Here is a 21415-nt window from a genome sequence, read left to right as displayed (position 1 = left end):
CTAAACCATGTCCACCACGGCAACACTGATTGAAAAAACCAAGTCCGAAAGCGAGCTGGCGGGGTTCATCCCCTATCGCACGCAACTGACGCCCGCCATTGTTCGGCTGCAAAGCGGCGAATACTGCTTCACGTTCAAGATGGCGGGGGCGGCGCATGAAAGCGCCGACACGAGCACGATCAATGGATGGCACCGGCAATTTGCGCAACTGCTGCGCAACATTGCCGACACCCACATCGCTGTGTGGACGCATACAGTACGCATCAAATACAACGCATACCCGGACGGCGAGCCGACCAATGGTTTCGGCATCGACCTCAACGCGAAATACCGCCAGCGGTTTCAGCAAGATGAGAAGTTCGTCAACGAGCTTTACATCACCGTGCTTTTTAAGCCCCAGCGACTGGATGCCAAAGGGCTATTCGATGGCCTGATGAGAAAGCCCCGCACCGATGCGGAAATCAAAGACGATTTGGGCACGGTAGAAGAACTGATCCGCACGGTCGGCACTTCGCTCTATAACTATGGCCCGGAATTGCTCAAGGTCTATGAGAAAAACGGCGTTCTGTTCAGCGAGCAGCTTGAGTTTTATGCCTATCTGTTCGATGGTGAGCATCACCCCTTCCCGGTGCCGCGTGCCGACATCAATGAGGTGTTCGGCATCACGCGCCCGCTATTCGGCGCAGGCGGTCTGATTGCCCTCAAGGGGCCGATCAAAACGCAGATGGCCGCTGCCATCACCATCCGGGAATATCCACGGCCTACCGCGCCGGGCCTGCTCAACGAATTGTTAGGCATGCCTTTCGAGCTGGTTCTGAGCCAATCTTTCACCTTCATCGAAAAACAAACGGCGGTACAGCGCATGAGCCGCCAGCATGGCCGCATGGTCAATGCGGGTGATCTGGCGCAGAGCCAAGTTGACGAAATCGGTGACGCCCTGGATCAGCTCATGTCCAATGCGTTTGTGATGGGCACCCACAGCCTCACGCTGTTGGTCAAATCGCCCACGCGCAAGGGCGTGGATACCGCTGTGGCCCTCGCTGGCACGGCGCTGGCCGATGTGGGTATGAAGTGGGCGCGAGAGGACATTGCGACCCCCGCCGCGTATTTCTCGCAACTGCCCGGCAACTACAAATATCGCCCCCGTCTGGCGGACATCACCAGCCTGAATTTTGCGGGCTTTGCCTCAAACCACAATTTCCCGATTGGACGCATCAAGGGCGCGCAGTGGGGGGATGCGGTGATGGCCTTCAAGACCACCTCGGGCGCACCGTATTACTTCAATTTTCACGCGGTTGATCCGACGCAGGCCGTCGCCGATCCGAACCACCGGGAACCGGCGAACACCGTTGTGATGGGTAAGACCGGCACGGGCAAAACCGTGCTGGCGGGGATGCTTCTGGCGATGGTGAGCAAGTTCAACGTGCCTGGCAAGCGGTTTACTGCGGTGGTGTTCGACAAAGACCTCGGGATGTCGGTGGCGACCCGCGCGATGGGCGGGCGTTACTACCCGATCAAGCGCGGTGAACCCTCGGGATTCAACCCCTTTCAGCTCCCGGCCACGCAAGCCACGCAGATGTTTCTGGAAAAGCTGGTCAAGGTGTTGGTGCGCAGCGAGGCGCACCCCTTCACCACGGTTCAGGAAAGCGAAATCAGCAATGCAATTCGCGGGGTGATGTCAGCGCCCAAGCCCTTGCGGCGGCTGGGCGCGATGATGGAATTTCTCGATCCGACCGACCCGAACGGTATCCGCCCCCGCCTGCAGCGTTGGTGCGGCACGGGCACCCTGGCCTGGCTGTTCGACAACGATGAGGACACCATTGATGTCGATAACACGCCGATCATTGGCTTCGATGTCACCGAGTTTCTGGACGAGCCCGAGATTCGCACCCCGACGATTCTCTACCTGTTCCACCGTATTGAAAGCCTGATCGACGGGCGGCGCATCCCGATTTTCATTGACGAGTTTCCGAAGGTGCTCGGCGATGAGGCATTCCGCGACCTGATCGAAAACAAGCTGGTGACGATCCGAAAGCAAGATGGTTTTCTGGTGATGTTCTCACAAAGCCCGGAGCAACTGATGCGCAGCCCGATTGCGTATGCGCTGGTCGGGCAGACCTCGACCAAGATTTTTCTGCCGAATCCGCAGGCGGATCGCAAGAGCTACATCGAGGATTTCAAGCTGTCCGAAAAAGAATACAGCCTCATCAAGAATTTGGGCGAGAAGTCCCGCCAGTTCCTCATTAAACAAGGGGATGGTTCGGTTGTCGCTGAAATGAATCTGGCCGGGATGCACGATGAAATCGCTGTGCTCTCCGGCAATACAGAAACCTCACACCTGGTTGAACGCCTTGTCAAAGAACATGGCAATAACCCGGAAATCTGGCTTCCCGAGTTTCACCGCATCCGTCAAGGAGTATGACCATGAAATACCTTCGATTTATCCTCATTCCTTTTCTGTTCGCCATGACGCAGGCCGCGCATGCGGGCATACCCGTTATTGACGCGGCCAACCTGGCGCAAGCAGTTCAGCAGGTGGTCGCCTGGGGGCAGCAATATGGGCAGATGGTGAATAGTCTGCAAAACCAAATCGCTGCGATCAAGAACATGGAGGGGAATTTTGGCATGTCCAGCCTGAGCGCCGCTGGCATGCAAACGGCGCAAGGCATGTTGCCGCAAAGTGTGAATGATCTATTGAACGCCATCAACAACCCGAACGGACAATACGGACAGTTGCAGGCATCCATTCAGAATTTTATGAAGCAGAACAATATCCTTGATCCGAATGCGACATTCGGCGCAGGAACGCCAGCCGCGCAGCATATGCAAGGGGTGCAGGAACAGAATGCGACGAACCTGGCCGCTGCACAAGAAGCCTATAAAAACATCACCTCGGGAATGACAAACATTCAATCGCTGATAACGCAAGTGGCGAACTCGCCCAGCGCCAAACAGACCATGAATCTGCAGGCGCGCATCCAGGCGCAAAACGCCCTGATCGCCAACAGCACAAACCAGCTCAAAGCCCTGCAGCTCACCCAGCAGGCGCAGGCGGCGACAGAGCAGGAACAGGATAAAGAAAGATTTATTCAGAGCGTTACAACACCGGGGCCACCACTTTCTTGGTAAAGGAGATAACAATGAAATATATTTATGTAATATCTACGGTACTTTCTGCGCTGATTTTGGGCGCTTGCTCTAAACCCGATGTCGATGCCAACGGAGTACCGAAAATAGCAAGTGCCTCGGCTCCGGTGGTTGACGGCAAAGCCATGACGCCAGAGGCATTCAAGGCGAAATACTGCAGCAAGCCGGAAACCTTCACTGATCCTATTTGCGGAGCAGTGCAGAGTGTTCTCGTGCAGAAAAGCATCACGAATGTTGGAAAACCGCTTAAATGGTAAAGGAATAGGTGAACTGAATGGCTACGGCAGTTGTAACAAGCCCCAATTACACGTTTTACAGCGATTTTTTCACGAAAATCGATAGCGTTCTATCGGGGTACGTTTCTTCGACCTCGGCCAGCATCATCGGTTCCTTTAATGGCACGGCAACGACGCTGTTGGCGATTTATGTCGCGTTATGGGGTTGGATGATGATTCGCGGAACCATCAACGAGCCCCTGCGCGATGGTTTGCAGCGCATCATAAAAATTAGCTTGATTTGGGGCTTTGCGATGTCAGTTGGAACGTATCAAACTCAAATATCGAGTTGGGTTTTCAACGCACCCGGCGATGCTGCGGCGTTGATTTCAGGCGGGCCAAGCGCAACTCCATCATCAGAAATGAACTTTCTCGACAACGCGGAAGATCAAGTGGACATGGCCTATCAAAAGGAAACAATACAAGCGGGGAAAGATTCAACATTAGGAGTGCCAGATATTGGAGAAGAAATATTTGCCTTTGTGATTTTGGTGGTCGGATCTATCATGGTGCTTTATGGCGCATTTCTTTATATACTTTCTTTAGTGGCATTAGCGGTTCTGTTGGCGATTGGGCCTATCTTTATAATTGCACTCTTTTTTGATGCAAGCAAGCCATTCTTTGAAAAGTGGATAGGCATGCTATTTCATTATATCTTTGTCGTCATGCTTACCGCCGCAGTGCTGGGAATCATCCTTAATGTGGTGAATGCGTATACAACTAAGGCGAATGCAGCCGTAATGGGCTCTGTGAATTTCACTTCAACGGCTTTACCTATCGTCATCATTTCCCTAGTCGGCGCCCTGATCCTGATGCAAGTCCAAACCAAAGCCGCCGCCCTCTCTGGCGGCGTAGCCCTCGCCACGATGGGCATGTTTGCCGCGACGGCGAGCTTCCTCAAGCGCGGCGCGATGGGAACTGTCATGGCACGCCGCAATGCGGCACGGTTTAAGGCGGACACGCGGCGTTTGACGCGCCTTGCACCGGGCTTGTATCCAGAACGCAAACTAGGTGCAGCAGCTCGCGCCGTTGCATCAAAGATCAACCCGAACACCATCAAGAAAGTGTGAACATCTTTAGCACGCTAAAGATTTTGAGAACCTAAACGAGAAGATAAAACCCACTATGAAAACCATCCTCACCGCCTTGCTGCTTGTCGCCCTTGCCGGGTGCGCAAGCGAAGCGCCCCCAAGTTGGAAGGGTCAGCCCTTCCATCCGATCAACCCGCCTGCGGCCTCGGCCCCGATGCCCAGCACTTCGGGGGCCACACCATGATCGGCACGAAAAAACCCAAAGAGCCGAGCGATAAGGCGCTTGAATCGGCCTACATGCGGGAAGCCTTGTCCTGGGAAACCAGCCGCGAGCAATCCTTGCTCAAGTCCCGCCGCACGGCCTGGATCGTGGCAGGTGCCGCGCTGTTCATCGCGGGCATCGAGGCGCTGGCCGTTGCGGGCCTTACCCCGCTCAAGACGGTACAGCCGTATGTGATCCGGGTCGATAGCTCAACCGGCCTGGTGGATGTCCCTCAACCCCTCACGCGGGCGGCGACACCCACAGAAGCGATGAACCGCTATTTCGTGCAGTCGTATGTGACGGCGCGCGAATCCTACGACCGAGACATTGCCAGCCCCCGGTATGAACAAGTGGGATTGATGAGTGATTCCGCTGTGGCGCGCGATTACATGAACGGGTTTAGCCCCGCGAATCCAACAAGCCCGCTCAACGTGTATGGACAAAAAGGGTATGTCCATATCAAGATCATCAGCGTGAATTTCATCAAGCCGAATGTGGCCTATGTGCAGTTTCAGCGCCTTTCTGAAAAGGCCGGAGAGCAGACGCCGACGACACAACAAGAAACCGCGACGGTCGAATTCAAATATGAGAACCGGAAACTTACGCATGCGCAGCGTCTCATCAATCCGCTGGATTTCGTGGTGACGCACTACAGCACAGCCATCATGGGTGCGCCCGTGCAGCTCGATGACTACACGAACGCGAAGCCTGCGACGAAGGCGGCACCGTTGGCGATCTATCCCCCGCCTCCTGTTGCAGCCTCGGGAGAACGGCCATGAAAAATCTGCGCTCTCTTATGACCGGGTTGGGTTTGATTGCGCTGGGCATCAGCGCAGCCCATGCCGCAATCACGCCGCCTCTCGGCAACGAAGATCCGCGCGTGCGGGTGGTGCCGTATCAGAAAATGAACGTGACCGAGCTGCATACGTTCTATGGCGTTTCGACCCATATTGCATTGGATAAGGGCGAACAGGTGCAAGACATCGCCTGCGGGGATAGTGCCGCCTGGGACATCGTGGCACGGGGAAACAATCTGTTCCTCAAGCCGCGCGCCCAGCATGCCGATACGAACCTGACGATCATCACAAATCGGCGTAGCTATAACTTTGAATTGATCGTGCTGCCCTTCCCCGCGAACAGCACGAGCGCCTGGCGCGACAAGCATCTGATCTATAGCCTGTCCTTCCTTTATCCGAACGATACGGTACGCGAGCAAAACGCGCTTCTGGCGGCACAAGCGCAATCGGCAGCGCGCGACCAAGCCGAGAAGGAACGGCAGGCCCACGCGCAGAAGATCAAGGACGAACTCAAGGGCGTCAAAAAGGGCGTGCTGAACACGGATTATTGGGCCGCAGGCAACGCCTCGATCACCCCGATTCGGGCGTATGACAACGGCCAGTTCACTTACTTGACCTTTGGCCCGCATTCGCCCATGCCCTCGGTCTATGACCTGAGCCGCGATGACCGGGAATCTCTGCTCAATACCAACGTGGAGGGCAACACGATGGTGGTTCAGCGCCTAGCGCACCGGCTTGTGCTGCGTTTCGGCAAACGGGTCGTGTGCATCGAGAACCGGGGCTATTCAACAGCGGGCGCTGTCCCGCAGACGGGCACCATCAGCCCCGCCGTGCAGCGCGTCATCGTCAAGGGGAACAACGATGAGTGACCTCAAAGACCAAATCAAAGAGCAGCAAGAGCGTGCGCGAATTGCCGAAGCAGAGTATGACCCACGGGAATTCCGTGGCTCCGCTGACGCCCCAGGCGCAACCCGGCCAGAAGATGACGTTGGCGAAATCCCGAGCACGAAGCGGCGCACGAGCAAAGGTACATTGGTCACTTACGGCGTCGTGTTTGCCATCATCATTGTGGGGGTGTTCTTCCTCAAGCATGAAATCAATGCCTTCCTGACCGCGCCCAAGAAAAAAGGCGCGCAAGGGGAAGAAATGGCGATGGGTTTGCCGCCTTTGCAGATTCCCCCCGCACCGGCTGCACCGGCATCGGCGACACCTGCAGCGCCCATTTTGTTGAGCAAGCCGCCAGCCCCGGCCACTGGCGGGCTCGGGGCGTTCGATCACCGTCAAGGCCCGCCTCAAATCACTTTGGCGCAGCGCCGCCAGTTTGATCCCCTGATGATGTCGGGTCAGGATACGAACGCGGTCGGCCAGCAGCCGGGCGCGAATGCCATGCCGTCGCAACAAGCGCCCGCGCGTCCGGCTTACGCGGCAGCGCCGCAGCCCTATGTTGCTCCGATGCCTGCGCCGACTTCGTTCAATCAGGCGAGCGTCGGGGGTGCAGGCAGCAGCGGCGCAGCACCCGCCCCCGGCCCGCAATCGAACAACCCGGATAGCCTGGGCGGCAACCTCAAACCGACCCGCCTTGCTCTGGCTTCGGCGCGCGTGTTGCCGAACCGGAATTTCATCATCACAAAGGGAACCTCGCTGGAATGTGCGCTCGATACCGCGATTGATACCACCTTGCCCAGCCTCACAACCTGCACGCTCACGCGCAATGTGTATTCAGACAATGGCAACGTGATCTTGCTGGATCGGGGCTCAAAGCTCGTGGGCGAGTTCCGTTCTGGCGTGCAGCAGGGCCAGGCGCGGGTGTTCGTGCTGTGGGATCGCGTCGAAACCCCCGAGGGGGTGGTTATCAACATCACTTCGCCGGGCGCGGATCGCCTGGGCCGCGGGGGCAATACCGGCTATGTGGATAACCATTTCTGGCAGCGGTTCGGCGCAGCAATCTTGATGTCCTTCATCAGCGACACGACAGCGGCGCTGGTGAACCGCGAAACGGCGAGCAACAACGCGGGCGCGGCAGCGGCCTCGACGTTCGCTTACACAAACACGGTCAACTCGGGTCAGGAAGTCGTCAAGAGCATGCTCAAAAGCTCCGTGGATATACCGCCCACAATCCGCATCAATCAGGGCGCGCATATTCAGGTGATGGTTGCCCGTGACCTAAGTTTTGCAAATGTCTATCAGCTCAAGACCCGCGATGCACACTAGCCCGCATGAAGTGGTGGAACTCAGGCGTTCGTCATCGGCGCACGCGCCGATGCTGCATGAGTTCCTGACGCCGTTTCGCGCGTATTTGGCCGATGATGCGGTGGATGAGGTGTGCATCAATCAACCGGGCTCGATCTGGACAGAAGGCACGCGCGGCTGGGAGCGGCACGCGCAGCCCGCGTTGACGTTCGATGCGTGCAAGCATCTGGTGAATCTGATCGCGGGCTATAACGGCAAGAGCTTGAAAGACAGGCCGGTTCTTTCGGCGTCGCTGCCCAGCGGTGAGCGGGTGCAGGCGGTGATTCCGCCCGGCTGCGAGCCCGGCGCAGTGAGCATCACAATCCGCAAAGCCTCGCGCATCAGCAGAAGCCTGGAGCAGTTGGAGGATGACGGCACCTTTTCGGATGTGGTGGTCAAGCGCGACACCCTGCAAGACTTCGAGCGGGAATTGCTCGATCTGCTGGCCCAGCGCCGCTACCGGGAGTTTTTGCACCTGGCGGTGGTTAGCAAGCGCAACATCGTCATCGCAGGCAAAACAGGTTCGGGCAAGACCACACTCACCAAGAGCTTGATTGACCGCATCCAGCCGACCGCGCGGCTGATTACGCTGGAGGATGTCCACGAGCTGCCGCTGCCGAACCATCCCAACCATGTGCATCTGTTCTACAGCCGGGAGGTCGAAACGCATAGCGTGTTGTCAGCGAAAGACGCGCTTGCGTCCTGCCTGCGCATGAAGCCCGACCGGATTTTGCTGGCCGAGCTGCGCGGTGATGAAGCCTGGGAATATGTCAAGGCGGTGAACACTGGACATCCGGGGTCGATCACTTCGCTGCACGCTAACGGCGCGTATGAATCCTTCGAGCAGATGACGGCCTTCATCAAGGATTCTCCGACCGGCGCGCACCTGCCCGCCGACTACATTCAAAAGCGGTTGTTCGCCACGATTGATGTGGTCATCTTCATGCACAACCGCAAAGTGGTTGAGGTGTTTTATGACCCGGAAAGCCGCCATGTCAACGTCTGAGAGGATGCGCGCCGGGCCTTCCGGTATCGCCGCGTCAATGCGCAGCATCGGCGACACCCTGCGCGCGATTGGGGAGCACTGGCGCACCGCCGTTATCGTCGTCGGTGTCGGCGTGGCGCTCTATGGCTGGGCAATGGTTTCGGGCGCGGTGCTGCTGCTGCTGGTGCGTCAACCCCTGTCCTTGCTCTCGCCCTGGGTGTTTGTCGAATACGCCTATTACTACGGCCACGTCCGCGCGGTGCAATCCGAGCTTTCTATAGCCGCGCTGATCGGTTTGGTGCCGCTGGTTGCCGTGGCCGCGTTGATCGTCAAACTGCGCCCCCGCCGTCCGCTGCATGGGGTTTCTAAATTCGCCACCTTGAATGACATCAACAAGGCCGGCCTGCTCAAGCACAAGGGCGTTTTGCTGGGGCGATTTGGTCGCCGCTTGCTGCACTACTCGGGCGATTCGCATGTGCTCGTTGCCGCCCCGACCCGCTCCGGCAAGGGGGTTTCGGTCGTCATTCCAAACTTGTTGACCTGGGGCGATTCGGTCGTGGTGCTCGACATGAAACGCGAGAACTGGAACGCGACGGCGGGCTTTCGTGCAGCGCACGGCCAAGCGTGTTTCCGGTTCGATCCCGCCGCAGAAGATGGGACAAGCCACTGCTGGAACCCGCTTGATCTGGTGTCGCGCGAACCCGGCAAGGCGATTGAGGATTTACAGCGCATTGCAAACATCTTGTTCCCGGACACGCCGGGCGTGCAACCGATCTGGACACGCACCCCCCGCTTTCTGTTCATCGGCATCGCGATGTACCTCATGGAATCCGGCCAGCCCTTGAGCATCGGCGCAGTGCTGCGCTCAGGCATGGACGGCGACCCTTACACGACGTTTGACAAGATCATCAAGGATCGCATCAAGTCGCGCCAGCCGCTCAGTGACGCCTGCGTGCGCTCGCTGGGCGCATACCTCGACATCGCCGCCAAGGAAACCCGCGCAGGCATCATCACAGGGTTTCGCTCGGCGCTGGAGCTTTGGCAAAGTCCGTCGATTGATGCGGCCACATCGCGCTCGGACTTTGATTTGCGCGATCTGCGCCGCAAGCGCATGTCGGTTTATTTTGTGTGCGCTCCCCGCGATCTGGCCCGTCTGCATTCGCTGATGCTGCTGTTCTTCCAGTTGTGCGTCGATGTCAACACCGTGACCCTGCCGCAATTCGATGCAGCCCTGAAATACAAGTGCATGCTGCTGCTCGATGAGTTCGCGGCCATCGGCAAGATCGAGAGCCTGGCGAAAGGGATCGCCTTCGTCGCAGGCTACGGCCTGCGGATCGTTGCGATCCTGCAAAGCCCGGCCCAAATCGCCGAGATTTACGGCAAGGATGCGGCATCGACCTTTCTGGCGAACTTTGGCGTGCAGGTGGCGCACGCACCCAAGCGAACCGAAACCCAAATCCTGCGCGATATGTCGGAATGGTTGGGCTACAACACCGAGACGGGCGTGAACCGAACCCGCACGAACAATCTGTTCGAGAAGGCCAAGCACAGCCTCTCCGAGCAAGAGCAGCGCCGTGCGCTGCTCTTGCCGCAGGAGATTGCCGACATTGGTGAGCGCCGCAACATCATCATCGTGGAGAACTGCCCGCCGATTCATGGCCGCAAGATTCGCTACTACGCGGAAAAGCTGTTTCGTGAGCGTAGCGAGCAATATGCGAAACCGCCCGCGATCCCGCGCCTGGTGGCCGTTGAACATCAAGCGGCAACCAGCTACGCGCCGGAAGTGTTCTTTGCTGATCCTGACCCGCAAGAGGTTGAAAGCATCCTCGACGCGGGGCTAGAAAAATTCGGGGTCGATCTGCAAGACTATGTGGCGCGAACCGATGTAGCTGGCGTGATGGACTTCATTGAGCGGTTCACACACGATCTGCAGGCGCAGAACATGGTGATGCAGGTCGCTTAGGCGCAACATGGAAATATCGCAAGCCCGCGCGGAATCGCTTTGGAGAGAATTTCAGAGCGAATACCGATCCGCCGCCGCGCTCGATTTTTTTGCCGCCCCGACCACGATAGGAGATGCGTATGGATTCCAAGACCCGCAACACCCCGCCCACAGCGCCAGAGCAACCTATCTCCCAGGGACGCATCCTGACGAGAAAGGAGTTGTTGGCGTTGCCCTTGCCCACGCGGTGGACGATGCCGATTTCCGACGAAGCCTCGCGCATGAAGTTATCGGCCATCATGGAATCAATACATTCCAACGAGCTGAAAAGCGGGCCATCCTCAACGGACTGATTCGCGCACAGGATGATCCGGGACTAGGCGCGTTATGGGGAGAAGTCCGCAAGTACTACAGCGGCGAAACGCTGGAACAGCAGGCCGAGGAAGTGTTTGCGCTCATAGCCGAACACGAAAAGCCGCCCGCGCCAACTCACGCAGGACATGCGCAAAAAGGTTTGTCCACCGTTGAGCGTTTGAAGTCAGACCCAACGGCCAAGCTGACACTGGTGGAGGCTATGACCATCGTTCGGGCGGTTTCGTGGGGCATGCACTTGGGCGAGCGCCGCCAGCAGAATTTTCCAGCAACCCGGCAAAGTCTTTTTCAGCAAGCATCACACACAGGAGTAATTGACATGGCGACATCGAGCAGCAGCGCAGGCCCGGCAGCAGGTAGCGGGCCGACATCCACGGCCAGCGCCCAAGCCGCAGGCCCGGAATCGACGGGCGCGCAAAAGATTGAAATTGAGGTGCTGGGCGCGCGCGGGGAATCCATCGCCGAGTTCGCCGCAGACGGCAAGGCAAAAGCGCCGCGCGCCAGCTTCTCCAAGCCCTCGCAAGCCGATCAGGCTGATAAAGAGGACAGCGTTCTTAATCGCACGCCGGAGCAGGAGAGCCAAAGAAAAAACCTGCTTCCAGACTATATTGAAAAACAGTATTTCAAAACAGGAAAACGGTATTACAGCAGCCAGAACAATAGCGGCCAGCATTATTTCGAGGATCGCGGCAATCGCATCATCGCAAACCGAGCACACCCCGCCGAGCGCACGGCGCAGATTGCCGTGGACATCGCAAAGGCGCGCGAGTGGAAAGCGATTGAGGTCACGGGCACCAAGGAATTTCGACGCGAAGCCTGGATGAAAGCGAGCCTGGCCGGAATGACGGTCACAGGCTACGAACCAAGCGAACGCGATGAGGCCGAGCTTGCCCACAAAAGAGCCGCATCGCCCACAGAAACAAAAGAGCAGATCGAGAATGCGGTCGCGGATAAGACCCCGGAACAGACGGCCATAAAACAGGCCCAGGAAGCCGCCGAACAGGACAAGCCAGGGGAAAGAAAGGCAACCCCCGAAACGACCCGCCAGAGCAGCGCCAAGACTGCCGAAGCTGCGGCAGAAGCGGCCACGATCTACACCCTCAGTACCGCCTCGGCGCAGGCCAATGAGCGCCGCGTGTTCGACAAGGCCGAAGATGCCATGCGCGCATTCCTCAACACCGACGCCAAGGAAGCGCCGCATCTGGTCGAAAGCAAGGAGGATGTAGCGCGCACCATAGGTCAGACCAGCCTGAACAACGGTATCCGTACCCACGTTGTTGCAGCGGAATTCAAGGAACTGGAACGCGACATGCGGGCAGACGGCCAAGCCACCGCCCTGAAAGCCGAACAGCTATCGGCCATCAGGCGCGAGGAAACCGCGCAAAAGGTGCAGGTGGCGATGGATGAAATGGAGCGGGTGAACCGCGAGGCCGCTACGCGATTCGCCTCGGAAAAGGTCAAAGCCTCCGTGGCGGTCAAAGAGCATCCCAAGCTGGCCGGGCCGTATGCCGTACTGGGAGCCTATAACGCGAAGCTCAAGGATCAGGGGCATGACGAACAAGCGCGCAAATCGGCGCTGGCTGTCATGCGCAATACCTTGGCACAACGCATAGAAAGGGGGCACTACGATGCGGTCAAGACGCAGCAAGTGCGATTTCCCCAGCGAGACGCACAGGAGCAGCGCACCCAAATCCGAGAGCAAACTGCAGCGGAAACATTGAGCGCGATGTAAGCGAATTACAGAAAATACGAACGAATGGGATAAATAATGCAAACACACCTATACACACTTCAAACACTCCCGGAAGGATTCAAATGCACTCGTATTTTTCCGATGATTCAAATAGTTCGGCAAATTAAAATCAGCCATATAGGCTTGTTAGAGCGTTTGACTTCAAGTGGGACAGACCCATACCAGGAAGCACGCGATGCCCTCGCGGGGTCTGCGCCAGAGGGGGCAAATGCGATTATTGGCGTTCAATTATCGACCTCCACTCAACATTTCAACAACGGCACCTTTTTATATCTGTTCTATATTGGCACCCCGGTAACGATTGAAGAACTAGCGTAAAGCCTTCGATTCTTTAGCGCGCTAAACCATGTCCAGCAAAGCCCAGCCAGTTATTGCGCCGATCAGCAGGGCGCCAGCTCGAACCGCCAGCCGCGTCCACGTCGAGAACGGGACACTTGAGGCGATCAAGTGGCTCGCACTCCTTTGGATGACGGGCGATCATGTCAATAAGTACGCGCTCGGCGGAACGTCCTCGGTGCTGTTCGACTTCGGGCGCATGGTCATGCCGCTGTTTGGCTTCGTGCTGGCCTATAACCTGGCGCGTCCCGGCGCTGCGGCCGCAGGCCTGCATGTCCGGGTGATGAAGCGCCTGCTCATCTTCGGGCTCATCAGCACGCCCGCGTTTCTTGGCCTGGGCGGATTGCTGTATGGCTGGTGGCCGCTCAACATCCTGTTCACCCTGCTGGTCACAACGGCCAGCGCCTATTTGATCTTTGAGCGTTCAGGATGGCAAAGCAAGATGCTCGGAATCGCCTTGCTCATCGTCGGCGGCAGCTCCGTTGAGTTTTGGTGGCCCGCAATCCTGATGAACTTGGCTCTCATTGCCTGGATCAAAAGCGGGCATTTCCGGTGGTTTGTTGCCGCCCTGTTCGCGGCCTTCTTCCTCGGCGCGGTCAATCTGGATCAATGGGCGCTCGCCAGCTTCCCGCTGATGCTGCTGGCCCCGCATGTGAAGTTGCGCATCCCACGCATTCGGTGGGCGTTTTACGGCTATTACCCCGCCCTGCTCTATGCCCTGTGGTTCGCGCAGATGATGTTTCCGCGCCTCAGAACGGGTTGATCCGTGAAGTTCCAATTCAGACCCGAATCGGCGCATGCGCTCGCAAAAGAATTGCGACGAGCATCATGGGGCGTTGCCGGTTTTGGTGGTGTCGTCTATGCTAGAACAGGTGAAATCGGCATTGTGATAGTGGTGCCGATCTTTTGGGCGCTGATCCAAGCTCTGGCGTTCATTTCCGATAATCTCGTGAGCTAAAAATGTCCGCACTGCTCGGCTTCTCTATTGGTGGTGGAATTGTGGTGATCGTGGCACTTGCTGCGGTCGTTGCCCTTCTGTTCTTGCGTCACTGAGCTAGGGCGCGTCGGCGCGCAGCTCACCGCCGCCGCGCCGAGAGTCGATCCAGCTTTCAGCCTCGGCCAGCGCATCGGCCAGCGCCATCTTTCCCGCCTCTTTCGCGGTCGCCCCGTTGTAGGCCGCAAGCGGGTACACGCCCCCGCCCATTTCCTCGCCATCTTCCAAAAGGCGCAGCGCCCAGCCGCCGCCTAGATCGACGTTGCGCGAAACAATCTCAAAGCTGTATTCGGCCATTTCTCCACTCCGTGTTTTAGCACGCCCACAGGATACAAAAGCGCCGACCGTCACCGGCGCTGCAAGCCCGTTATTCGGCCTCAGACGCCCGCATAGGCAATGCGGGCATGTCACCCCCCAACCATTCCCAAGTCGGCCCGCTATAGCCCTCGATCCGCTCGGCCCAGGCAATCCGCGCCTCGGGTTCTTCAGGGGGCAGAAACAGCGCGACGCCCTGCTCTCCTGCATCGGTCAAGATTGCGCTGGCCACTGGCGAACCTGCGGCCAGGTTGTACCGCAAGGATTTGATGAACTCGCGCTCTTGCCGCATCAGCACATCGAGCAGTTGCTTTTCCATTGCCCCGTCAAACGGTATCCAGTCGTGCGTGACAGGCATCAGGGTAATTTCAACGACATGCGCAATTCCGCCTTCAATGGCGCAGGTCATGGCCGCGATCAGCCGTGTTTTCTCGTCAGCGGCCCAGCTCGCCATCTCTGCTTTGAAGCGGCGACCAAAACGGCCCGCAGTGACCTTATCCATCAGAAAGGCCACGCCCGGCGCGTGCTTGATGGTCAGCTTGTGCGCCCCCCTGCTTTCCGAAAATTCTTTCAACTCCCCGATGCACAGTAAATAACCGCTCGACGCCTTTTGCTCGAATCGTTTGAAAAACCCGATTCTCCGCGCCTCTTGCGCATCGTGCCGGTCTTTATCGAATTGTTCCGGCATATAAAGAATGTCCGATAACCCGCGACTTTTTGCCTCGGCACCGCTCGCCGCGCGCAAGACCCGCTCGCGCACCTGTTCCCAGCGGATCACCGCGCCAAAAGGTTTCCAGCGTACCAAACCCGACTGATCCCATAAGTAATGCACCAAGCCGAGAAAACTCAGTTTATTGGGTTCAGCGCGAACGCTATCCCCACTAGCCTGTGCGCTATCCGACATCTGTGGCCGCTGGCTGCGAGACAGCGAGAAGTCAAACCGCAGCTTGTCGCGTCCGCTCTCGTCGTCGTGTTTGATGGCCCCGCCCAAGACCTCCGACCGGCCCGATAGCGCGGCGGGTGGTTCGTAGGAATCACACCCGGCTGCGTGTTCCTCGGCGGTGTTGGGCATACGCTTGAGGATGTATAGCTCGCCACGCTTGGCTATATACATCGGCAAACCGCCTGTTTTGCAGAGACACCGAACCCGGTTACTTGTGTCGCCGTAAGCATCCGCGAGAGCGCCTTGAAACTCCGGCGTGGCCGTTTCAAGAATTTCACCTGTCGGGAAAAGATATTCGGACATGGCGCGTATCCCTTAAAGGAGCTGTTGTTGATCTAACTCATCCACCTTACGGTTTGCCTGCTTCTCGCGTATGCGATCTTCCTGCGTGCGGATCGGCGGCATGGCCTTTAAGAATTTTTCGATGAGGTCGGCCTTGCGCAATCCGCCTTTTTCCCCGCTAACCCGCAGCGCCTCGATTTCGCTCGCCAAGCCGCCCCGGATTTCCTCTTGCCGTGTATAGATTGCGGCCAGCCACGGTTTAGGTCGATCCGGGTTATTCACCGCATCGGCAATCTGCATGCCGAGCTTCTTCGGCATTCTCGGCGTGCGCTTGTCGTCGCCTTTCAGCATATGCAGCCAGGATTGAATCGCCGATTTCTCCACAACGCCGCGCACAGATCGCGGCGTGGCGTCGGCGAATACACCCTGCGCATTCATGCTATCGGCAAACTCTTGCCGCATCTTCTGCAGTTCGCCTTTCTCATAGTGCAGTTTCCGGCCATCGAACCCCCTATTCTGCACGACCGCATGAACGTGCGGGTTATCCGTATCCGTGTGCAATACAAAGAGGAAACGATGATTGTCTCCAAATCGGTTCATCAAAAACTCGCGCGCACCCGCCCTTACGGCCTCGGCCTCAGTACCCGCTGGCATCGAAAGCACAACATGCAGCGATTCACGGTTTTTCGCAGGCGCTTGATCCTCTTTGCGGTAAATACGCTCCATGTAGTCTTTCAAGCCGGACGCATCAGAGATCGTCATGCCGTCGCTTGTTTCTGCCTCAAGTTTGCTGTGCCGGGTGATGTATTTCAAATGTCCTTCAATAGAGCGCACCTTGTTTCCCTTCGCACCCTCAAGACCGCCTATCGAGTGCCCCCAGCCCGTGATTTTGACCATGACCTCGGGCGCACCGGCAAGATACCGTCGCGGGCGTTGCCCTCCGCCCCCGCCGATTTTTCCTTTTTTGCTGGCCTTACCTTTTTCGCGCCCGACTAAAACATCCATTTCCTCATCGAATGATTCGCTCACGTTGACCTCCATCGCTCAACATTGGCTAACCGCATTTGGTTGACCTCGGACAATAGATTCTCACAGAGTGCCGTTGCAGTCAATAGCTCCGCTTCAAGATTTCTTGGAATCTCACCCCGGCTTTCCATCGTCACGCGGAGCATATTCAGGTTGATTGCCATTGCATGCACTTTATCGAGCGTTTTTTGGATAGTGATTTGTGCCGCACGATCATAGATCGGCTCGCAGCTCGCATGACTGGTCAGTAGCGAAGCAACATAACGCTTTCGCGTCATGCCCTGCTTCTTAGCACGCTCATCAATAACAGACATGAGAGATAGGGGCAATGCAACTGTATAGCGAACTACGTCCTTAACATTAAATTCAGAGGGGCTAATGCTCTCAGTGCTTCCCCCGAAATTCTCGACATCCCCGCCCTCAAGACGCTCGGCAATGATATGAGAAATCAATCCGCTAACGCTGATCCGAGACGCTTCGGCGATGGCATTCAACGCTGTCGCATGCTCCAACGACACAAAGGTCTTAACGATTTTTTTAGCTGCCATATTAAATCTCTCCGAGTTATAAATTCCCGCCCTACCCCCACGCCGCTGCAATGCGCTGGGTAGTTCGTGCCGCAGGAGCGGCAACGACAGACAGGGCAAAGTTTACACCCGTTAAGGAAGAAAACGCACCCTGTCGGACACCTGTTAGCGATGGAATCGCACCGTTCCGACACTCGTTAACAATAGACATGGCCCCTTCTGGACACCCGTTAGGCAACGCCTCAACCATGTTTGACACCTGTTATCGGTATGCGGCCCATGTTTGGCACCCGTTATGCGTATCCTGCCCTCAATTTCTTCCCTTCTTTCTTTCTTCTAGTCTCTCACCCGTTGGCAGTTGTCCCATGCCGCAGGCATCACGAGAGCGTGCCGGTTCAAGTCACGCTATACCCCCTTCGGCTCACCAGATGGGCACAGGACAGGCGAACGCAACGGGGCTGCGCCTACCCTATTCGCAGGAATACGGGCGGCGCTATGGGGCTGTATGGGAATGCTTTAGCACGCTAAAGCCGGTCGATAAATCGGGACGAAAAAAAACCCGCTCTCTGGCGGGTCGTTGGAAAAGTCCGTGGCTAGTAATTCTGATCGGTCATGTTGAACGTCTCGGCGAACTGGCGGGCTCTTACCTGGTCGGCGGTTTTTGAGGTCAACGCATAGGCGATGCGATACGTTGGGTTGTAAACAATGCTGTCTCCTTTGCGAATCTCGGTGTTCGTTTCGGGGCATACGCTATTGCACAGGGCGGTGGCAAAATAGGGCAAGCGGCGACGGGATGACATGAATGCACCTTTCAGGGGTTAGTTTTCGGCACGGCCTGCCAGACCACAAAAGCCCAGGCGGCGCGCATCGGTGGAATCCATGCCCTCCATCCAATACGCGGCGACGGCTTCGCCATCGTTCATTTCAGCGGGCAGGGCCGGGGTAAATATCCAAATACCATCGGGGGCCGGTTGGGTCACTTCGTTGATATTTGCGGCGGTGGGCGGGACTGCTGGAACGGTTCGGGGCTCGGGTGCGTCGCCAAACCAGCGCCACGCCATGCAGCGCGAAGCAATACAGGGTTCCTTACCATCGCCACGAATCGGGCAATCGCATTGCATGGCGCTTTTTGCTTTGTGTACGGTAATCATCGGGATAGCCTTTCAGTTGTGGGTGATGGGGATATTAGCACTGCGCAAAGCATCCAGCGCCATGCGATGCGCAGCCGGATCGTTAGGATTGGCCTGCAGCGCATTCAGGGCTAGATAAAGAATAGGCGCGGCCAGAATCAAGCCGGCGTTCTTCTCTTGGCTTCCGGTCGTGGGTTTTGCGCAGCGGTCTATCGTGGCGATTTCCGCACCGCAGGCGCTCACGATCTTGATATATCCGTCATGCGTGGAAAAAACACGCCAGGGGGGCAAGGTGTGCATGTTGATGCCTTTCAAGTCGTTGGTTCAGCGGGCGCGTAGCGGGCCAGGTTGACGGCTCTTGATCGAAAGCCAGATTTTTGCAGCGCGCAGGCTCTTGAATTCGCGCAGTGAAAAATCATGCTGTGCTTTGTAGATCGGCGCAGCATGTGCCGGATAACTCAGGTGCAAAAAACCGGCGCGATATTTGAGGGTGTGAAACATGGCGGCTCCTTATGGGGGTTGGCGGGCCGGGTTGCCCCGGCCTGGGTCAATTAATAGGGCACGTCACTTTCGGGAATATCGGCGCTCTGCTTCGGTGCGGGTTTGGCCCTGCGTGCGTTTTTGGCGGCTGCGGGCGGTGTCGCTTCGGGTGTCGCTTCGGGTGCTTGTGCGGCTGCGCCTTTGCGGTTCGCGCCGAGGAATTGCATTTCCTGCACGACAATCTCGGTCGAATAGTGGGCTTCGCCTTCCTTTTCCCATTTGCGCGTTTGCAGGCGTCCGCTGAAAAAGACCTGTGAACCTTTTTGCAGATACTCGGCGGCCAGCTCGGCGGTCTTGCCGTAGCACACAAGGCGGTGCCATTCCGTGCGCTCCTGCAACTGCCCGTTATTGCCTTTCCATTTGGCAGTGGTGGCAAGGGAGATATTGGCGACGGCGGAACCATCGGGCATATAGCGCAGCTCGATGTCTTGGCCGATGTTGCCGATCAAATCAACGCGGTTGAGGGAAGCCATGATAAAGTCCTTTCAATAGTGGGTTTTTGGTTGATGCCGCATATCCTTGCGACATGGAATAATTATAATTGAATGGGGGTATAAAACAACCCCTAAACTCGCATAATGTGCAATAGTATGTAACCACGCAAACCGCCCTATATTGATAATGGCACGCTCCTTGCAAACCACCCTATTACAAAGCCCGCAGTAAAAGGTGGAATACCGCAAGGCCGTGCCCCGAGTAATCGCAGGGGATGGCTCGCGCAGCGAGACAAGGCCGTGTAACGTCTGGCCGCGCGGCCAGCGAATTGAAGGGGGAATACCTGGATGCCAGTCGAGCGCGCTCACCGCAACGATTGGAGAGGGCCGCTTGTTAGTGCGATACCCTTGCGCCTGCTCTTGTTTGTCGTTGCCGTCTAGCCCTGCGCGTAGCGCCTAGAGCGTGAGGGATTGAAGCCCGAAGGGTCGAGACAAACGGCTTTATGTTTGGCTCGATGCGCAGCACGAAAGCCCGGCCCCGTAGGGGACACGCCCAAGCGTTTCAGGGTTTGAAAAGCTGCCGCATGATTCAATTAAAAACGATAATGCGACCCCATTAAAACAGCCGCATCATTCACAGAATAATAAAAACAGATCAGCCGAACAGACAAAAAAAAGCCGCCCCGGAATACGGAGCGGCATCTAAAGGGATTTCTCCCCACTATTGAAAAGCCAAGCCGAAGCTCAGCCTTACAAGCATAGCTCAAGGCCCGATCAGCGGGGTGAGTAGCCCTGTTCAGCCAGCGCACGCCGCACCTGGTCAACAGCGGAACGGATGGCGTAAGCCTCATCATCATCCACAGCGCAGGCCCGGAATTCTTGCCAGCCCACGCGCTTGACGAACTGAGCCAAGGCCAGCGCCTGGCTATCGGTCAGTTCCACAGGAAAGGACACGTTCATTGCAAATACTCCGAAGGATCAGTCCGATGACGGCGAAAAGGGACATCCGCATAGAAGCGCGGCACCAGCCAGCCCGACATCGACGGATCGACCACAAAACAAACACCGAGATAAGCCACCATACCGAACAGAAACCCGCAGGTCAGCAGCAGCGGCCCCACCCAGGCCCAGGGATCGGGGCCGTGCAAGACCACGGCAACAATCAGCGTCCCGATCAAGCTGATGATCGCCCCTAGGCCACAGATCACATAAACAAATCCCCCCACAAGGGCCATTAAAGGCAGCAGCGCCCAGCGCAGCAGCATGAACAGGCCCCAGCCGATCTGCAACACCAACCACAACAGAAAAAGCAAAACGCGCTTCATGTCACACCTCCAGTCGATCCAATGCCGCCCGGCACCCAGCGATACAGTGTCGGCACCGACACCCCCAAGCTGGCGGCGACCTCGCGGGGAGCCGTGCCAGCGGCCAGCAGCTTGCGCGCGGCCTCGATCTTGGCCGGGGTCATCGACCGACGCCTACCGCCGACCCGCCCGCGTAAGCGGGCCGCTTCTAAACCGGCGCGCGTGCGCTCGGCGATTAACTCCCGCTCCATCTGCGCCAAGCTCGCCATGACATGAAAAAAGAACCGCCCCGCTGCAGTCGTCGTGTCGATGGCATCGGTCAGGCTGCGGAACTGCACCCCCCTGCCCTGCAGGCGTTCGACGAAATCAACGAGCTGCGCCACACTACGCCCCAGCCGATCCAGCTTCCAGACCACCAGCACATCCCCCTCGCGCAGCACATCGAGCGCCAGGGCCAAACCGGGCCGGTTCGCGCAAGCGCCACCGGCCTGATCCTCGAATATCCGCTCACAGCCCGCCGCCGACAAAGCGGCGCGCTGCAGATCCAGACGTTGATCCACCGTAGAAACCCGCGCATAACCGATCAACATGCAAAACCTTCTCGAAATAAATCCAGTATAGGGAATTCGAGAAGATCAATCAAGAACGGCAATCGAGAATTGCAGGTTGTTGTTTTATGGTCATCGACCGGGCCGAGCCCGGCACTTCTCAAAAATGATCGTTATCGAGAAGGCGCAAACCAGCCCGAAGCGCAAGCGCAGGGCGATCCAGAACACGGCGAAGCCGCACGA

25 protein-coding genes are annotated in these 21415 nt (G+C 57.4%); 13 read left to right on the top strand and 12 right to left on the bottom strand.

Going from position 1 to position 21415, the window contains the following annotated elements:
- Positions 1-7 precede the first annotated feature (7 nt).
- The 13 genes from THI_RS17890 to THI_RS19020 all read left to right on the top strand — a co-directional run bounded on the left by THI_RS17890 (position 8) and on the right by THI_RS19020 (position 14087).
- The gene (locus THI_RS17890; protein ID WP_020909918.1) at positions 8-2422 is read left to right on the top strand and encodes a VirB4 family type IV secretion/conjugal transfer ATPase; all 2415 of its coding nucleotides are present in this window, start codon (positions 8-10) and stop codon (positions 2420-2422) included.
- Between the two features lie 2 nt (positions 2423-2424).
- Positions 2425-3129 (top strand): type IV secretion system protein, encoded by a 705-nt coding sequence (locus THI_RS18235; RefSeq protein WP_020909917.1) that lies wholly within the window; start codon positions 2425-2427, stop codon positions 3127-3129.
- Between the two features lie 11 nt (positions 3130-3140).
- Positions 3141-3404, top strand: a complete 264-nt coding sequence (locus THI_RS19035; protein ID WP_020909916.1) for a hypothetical protein — start codon at positions 3141-3143, stop codon at positions 3402-3404.
- Between the two features lie 17 nt (positions 3405-3421).
- A complete protein-coding gene (locus THI_RS17880; protein WP_020909915.1) occupies positions 3422-4492 on the top strand; it encodes a TrbL/VirB6 family protein in 1071 nt (356 codons plus the stop codon).
- 201 nt (positions 4493-4693) lie between these two features.
- The gene (locus THI_RS17875; protein WP_020909914.1) at positions 4694-5494 is read left to right on the top strand and encodes a VirB8 family type IV secretion system protein; all 801 of its coding nucleotides are present in this window, start codon (positions 4694-4696) and stop codon (positions 5492-5494) included.
- Positions 5491-6381, top strand: coding sequence for a P-type conjugative transfer protein VirB9 (gene virB9 / locus THI_RS17870; RefSeq protein WP_041609408.1), 891 nt, complete (start codon positions 5491-5493; stop codon positions 6379-6381). The genes THI_RS17875 and virB9 overlap by 4 nt, the downstream gene beginning before the upstream one ends.
- Positions 6374-7723, top strand: coding sequence for a type IV secretion system protein VirB10 (gene virB10, locus THI_RS18230; protein WP_020909912.1), 1350 nt, complete (start codon positions 6374-6376; stop codon positions 7721-7723). The genes virB9 and virB10 overlap by 8 nt, the downstream gene beginning before the upstream one ends.
- Entirely contained in the window at positions 7713-8747 is a 1035-nt protein-coding gene (gene virB11, locus THI_RS17860; RefSeq protein WP_020909911.1) for a P-type DNA transfer ATPase VirB11, read from the top strand. The genes virB10 and virB11 overlap by 11 nt, the downstream gene beginning before the upstream one ends.
- A complete protein-coding gene (locus THI_RS17855) occupies positions 8734-10689 on the top strand; it encodes a type IV secretory system conjugative DNA transfer family protein (protein ID WP_157869599.1) in 1956 nt (651 codons plus the stop codon). Before virB11 ends, THI_RS17855 begins: the two co-directional genes overlap by 14 nt.
- A gap of 7 nt (positions 10690-10696) precedes the next feature.
- Positions 10697-12772, top strand: coding sequence for an LPD7 domain-containing protein (locus THI_RS19030; RefSeq protein WP_020909909.1), 2076 nt, complete (start codon positions 10697-10699; stop codon positions 12770-12772).
- Positions 12773-12874: 102 nt separating this feature from the next.
- Complete coding sequence (locus THI_RS19450; RefSeq protein WP_231836624.1) at positions 12875-13111, top strand: hypothetical protein; 237 nt, start codon at positions 12875-12877, stop codon at positions 13109-13111.
- Between the two features lie 28 nt (positions 13112-13139).
- Positions 13140-13892, top strand: a complete 753-nt coding sequence (locus THI_RS17840) for a TraX family protein (RefSeq protein ID WP_020909907.1) — start codon at positions 13140-13142, stop codon at positions 13890-13892.
- Positions 13893-13895: 3 nt separating this feature from the next.
- Positions 13896-14087 (top strand): hypothetical protein, encoded by a 192-nt coding sequence (locus tag THI_RS19020; RefSeq protein WP_157096603.1) that lies wholly within the window; start codon positions 13896-13898, stop codon positions 14085-14087.
- A gap of 96 nt (positions 14088-14183) precedes the next feature.
- Here THI_RS19020 and THI_RS17835 read toward each other — a convergent pair whose 3' ends face one another.
- From THI_RS17835 to THI_RS17790, 12 genes are all read right to left on the bottom strand, one after another.
- Complete coding sequence (locus tag THI_RS17835; RefSeq protein WP_041609403.1) at positions 14184-14420, bottom strand: hypothetical protein; 237 nt, start codon at positions 14418-14420, stop codon at positions 14184-14186.
- A 70-nt stretch (positions 14421-14490) separates the two neighbouring features.
- Positions 14491-15684 (bottom strand): DUF1173 family protein, encoded by a 1194-nt coding sequence (locus THI_RS17830; RefSeq protein ID WP_020909904.1) that lies wholly within the window; start codon positions 15682-15684, stop codon positions 14491-14493.
- 12 nt (positions 15685-15696) lie between these two features.
- Complete coding sequence (locus THI_RS18225; RefSeq protein WP_157869598.1) at positions 15697-16692, bottom strand: relaxase/mobilization nuclease domain-containing protein; 996 nt, start codon at positions 16690-16692, stop codon at positions 15697-15699.
- Positions 16689-17237 (bottom strand): hypothetical protein, encoded by a 549-nt coding sequence (locus THI_RS17820; RefSeq protein WP_041609402.1) that lies wholly within the window; start codon positions 17235-17237, stop codon positions 16689-16691. Before THI_RS17820 ends, THI_RS18225 begins: the two co-directional genes overlap by 4 nt.
- Positions 17238-17809: 572 nt before the next feature.
- The gene (locus THI_RS17815; protein WP_020909900.1) at positions 17810-18016 is read right to left on the bottom strand and encodes a hypothetical protein; all 207 of its coding nucleotides are present in this window, start codon (positions 18014-18016) and stop codon (positions 17810-17812) included.
- A gap of 18 nt (positions 18017-18034) precedes the next feature.
- The gene (locus THI_RS19015; RefSeq protein ID WP_020909899.1) at positions 18035-18367 is read right to left on the bottom strand and encodes a hypothetical protein; all 333 of its coding nucleotides are present in this window, start codon (positions 18365-18367) and stop codon (positions 18035-18037) included.
- 12 nt (positions 18368-18379) lie between these two features.
- Positions 18380-18646: a hypothetical protein gene (locus THI_RS17810; protein ID WP_020909898.1), complete on the bottom strand. Its 267-nt coding sequence runs from the start codon at positions 18644-18646 to the stop codon at positions 18380-18382.
- A 24-nt stretch (positions 18647-18670) separates the two neighbouring features.
- Positions 18671-18847 (bottom strand): hypothetical protein, encoded by a 177-nt coding sequence (locus tag THI_RS19010; protein WP_020909897.1) that lies wholly within the window; start codon positions 18845-18847, stop codon positions 18671-18673.
- A 50-nt stretch (positions 18848-18897) separates the two neighbouring features.
- A complete protein-coding gene (locus tag THI_RS17805; protein ID WP_020909896.1) occupies positions 18898-19359 on the bottom strand; it encodes a single-stranded DNA-binding protein in 462 nt (153 codons plus the stop codon).
- 735 nt (positions 19360-20094) lie between these two features.
- Complete coding sequence (locus THI_RS17800) at positions 20095-20280, bottom strand: DUF7706 family protein (RefSeq protein WP_020909895.1); 186 nt, start codon at positions 20278-20280, stop codon at positions 20095-20097.
- Complete coding sequence (locus tag THI_RS17795; protein WP_020909894.1) at positions 20277-20645, bottom strand: hypothetical protein; 369 nt, start codon at positions 20643-20645, stop codon at positions 20277-20279. Before THI_RS17795 ends, THI_RS17800 begins: the two co-directional genes overlap by 4 nt.
- Positions 20642-21214: a recombinase family protein gene (locus THI_RS17790; RefSeq protein WP_020909893.1), complete on the bottom strand. Its 573-nt coding sequence runs from the start codon at positions 21212-21214 to the stop codon at positions 20642-20644. Before THI_RS17790 ends, THI_RS17795 begins: the two co-directional genes overlap by 4 nt.
- Positions 21215-21415 lie beyond the last annotated feature (201 nt).

This window comes from Thiomonas arsenitoxydans (assembly GCF_000253115.1).
In the GTDB taxonomy this organism is placed as follows: Bacteria; Pseudomonadota; Gammaproteobacteria; order Burkholderiales; family Burkholderiaceae_C; genus Thiomonas; species Thiomonas arsenitoxydans.
Note: the sequence above shows the minus strand (reverse complement) of the source record. Positions and strands in the feature narration are given on the sequence as shown.

Excerpts from the sequence above, each read along its gene's own strand:
- virB9 (WP_041609408.1), top strand. The coding sequence starts at position 5,491 with ATGAAAAATCTGCGCTCTCTTATGACCGGGTTGGGTTTGATTGCGCTG.
- THI_RS17805 (WP_020909896.1), bottom strand. The coding sequence starts at position 19,359 with ATGGCTTCCCTCAACCGCGTTGATTTGATCGGCAACATCGGCCAAGAC.
- virB10 (WP_020909912.1), top strand. The coding sequence starts at position 6,374 with ATGAGTGACCTCAAAGACCAAATCAAAGAGCAGCAAGAGCGTGCGCGA.
- THI_RS18235 (WP_020909917.1), top strand. The coding sequence starts at position 2,425 with ATGAAATACCTTCGATTTATCCTCATTCCTTTTCTGTTCGCCATGACG.
- THI_RS17855 (WP_157869599.1), top strand. The coding sequence starts at position 8,734 with ATGTCAACGTCTGAGAGGATGCGCGCCGGGCCTTCCGGTATCGCCGCG.
- THI_RS17810 (WP_020909898.1), bottom strand. The coding sequence starts at position 18,646 with ATGCACACCTTGCCCCCCTGGCGTGTTTTTTCCACGCATGACGGATAT.
- THI_RS17820 (WP_041609402.1), bottom strand. The coding sequence starts at position 17,237 with ATGGCAGCTAAAAAAATCGTTAAGACCTTTGTGTCGTTGGAGCATGCG.
- THI_RS17840 (WP_020909907.1), top strand. The coding sequence starts at position 13,140 with ATGTCCAGCAAAGCCCAGCCAGTTATTGCGCCGATCAGCAGGGCGCCA.
- THI_RS17795 (WP_020909894.1), bottom strand. The coding sequence starts at position 20,645 with ATGAAGCGCGTTTTGCTTTTTCTGTTGTGGTTGGTGTTGCAGATCGGC.
- THI_RS17800 (WP_020909895.1), bottom strand. The coding sequence starts at position 20,280 with ATGAACGTGTCCTTTCCTGTGGAACTGACCGATAGCCAGGCGCTGGCC.
- THI_RS19015 (WP_020909899.1), bottom strand. The coding sequence starts at position 18,367 with ATGATTACCGTACACAAAGCAAAAAGCGCCATGCAATGCGATTGCCCG.
- THI_RS17790 (WP_020909893.1), bottom strand. The coding sequence starts at position 21,214 with ATGTTGATCGGTTATGCGCGGGTTTCTACGGTGGATCAACGTCTGGAT.
- THI_RS19010 (WP_020909897.1), bottom strand. The coding sequence starts at position 18,847 with ATGTTTCACACCCTCAAATATCGCGCCGGTTTTTTGCACCTGAGTTAT.
- THI_RS17880 (WP_020909915.1), top strand. The coding sequence starts at position 3,422 with ATGGCTACGGCAGTTGTAACAAGCCCCAATTACACGTTTTACAGCGAT.
- THI_RS19035 (WP_020909916.1), top strand. The coding sequence starts at position 3,141 with ATGAAATATATTTATGTAATATCTACGGTACTTTCTGCGCTGATTTTG.
- THI_RS17890 (WP_020909918.1), top strand. The coding sequence starts at position 8 with ATGTCCACCACGGCAACACTGATTGAAAAAACCAAGTCCGAAAGCGAG.
- THI_RS17830 (WP_020909904.1), bottom strand. The coding sequence starts at position 15,684 with ATGTCCGAATATCTTTTCCCGACAGGTGAAATTCTTGAAACGGCCACG.
- THI_RS19450 (WP_231836624.1), top strand. The coding sequence starts at position 12,875 with ATGATTCAAATAGTTCGGCAAATTAAAATCAGCCATATAGGCTTGTTA.
- THI_RS17875 (WP_020909914.1), top strand. The coding sequence starts at position 4,694 with ATGATCGGCACGAAAAAACCCAAAGAGCCGAGCGATAAGGCGCTTGAA.
- THI_RS19030 (WP_020909909.1), top strand. The coding sequence starts at position 10,697 with ATGGAAATATCGCAAGCCCGCGCGGAATCGCTTTGGAGAGAATTTCAG.
- THI_RS17815 (WP_020909900.1), bottom strand. The coding sequence starts at position 18,016 with ATGTCATCCCGTCGCCGCTTGCCCTATTTTGCCACCGCCCTGTGCAAT.
- virB11 (WP_020909911.1), top strand. The coding sequence starts at position 7,713 with ATGCACACTAGCCCGCATGAAGTGGTGGAACTCAGGCGTTCGTCATCG.
- THI_RS17835 (WP_041609403.1), bottom strand. The coding sequence starts at position 14,420 with ATGGCCGAATACAGCTTTGAGATTGTTTCGCGCAACGTCGATCTAGGC.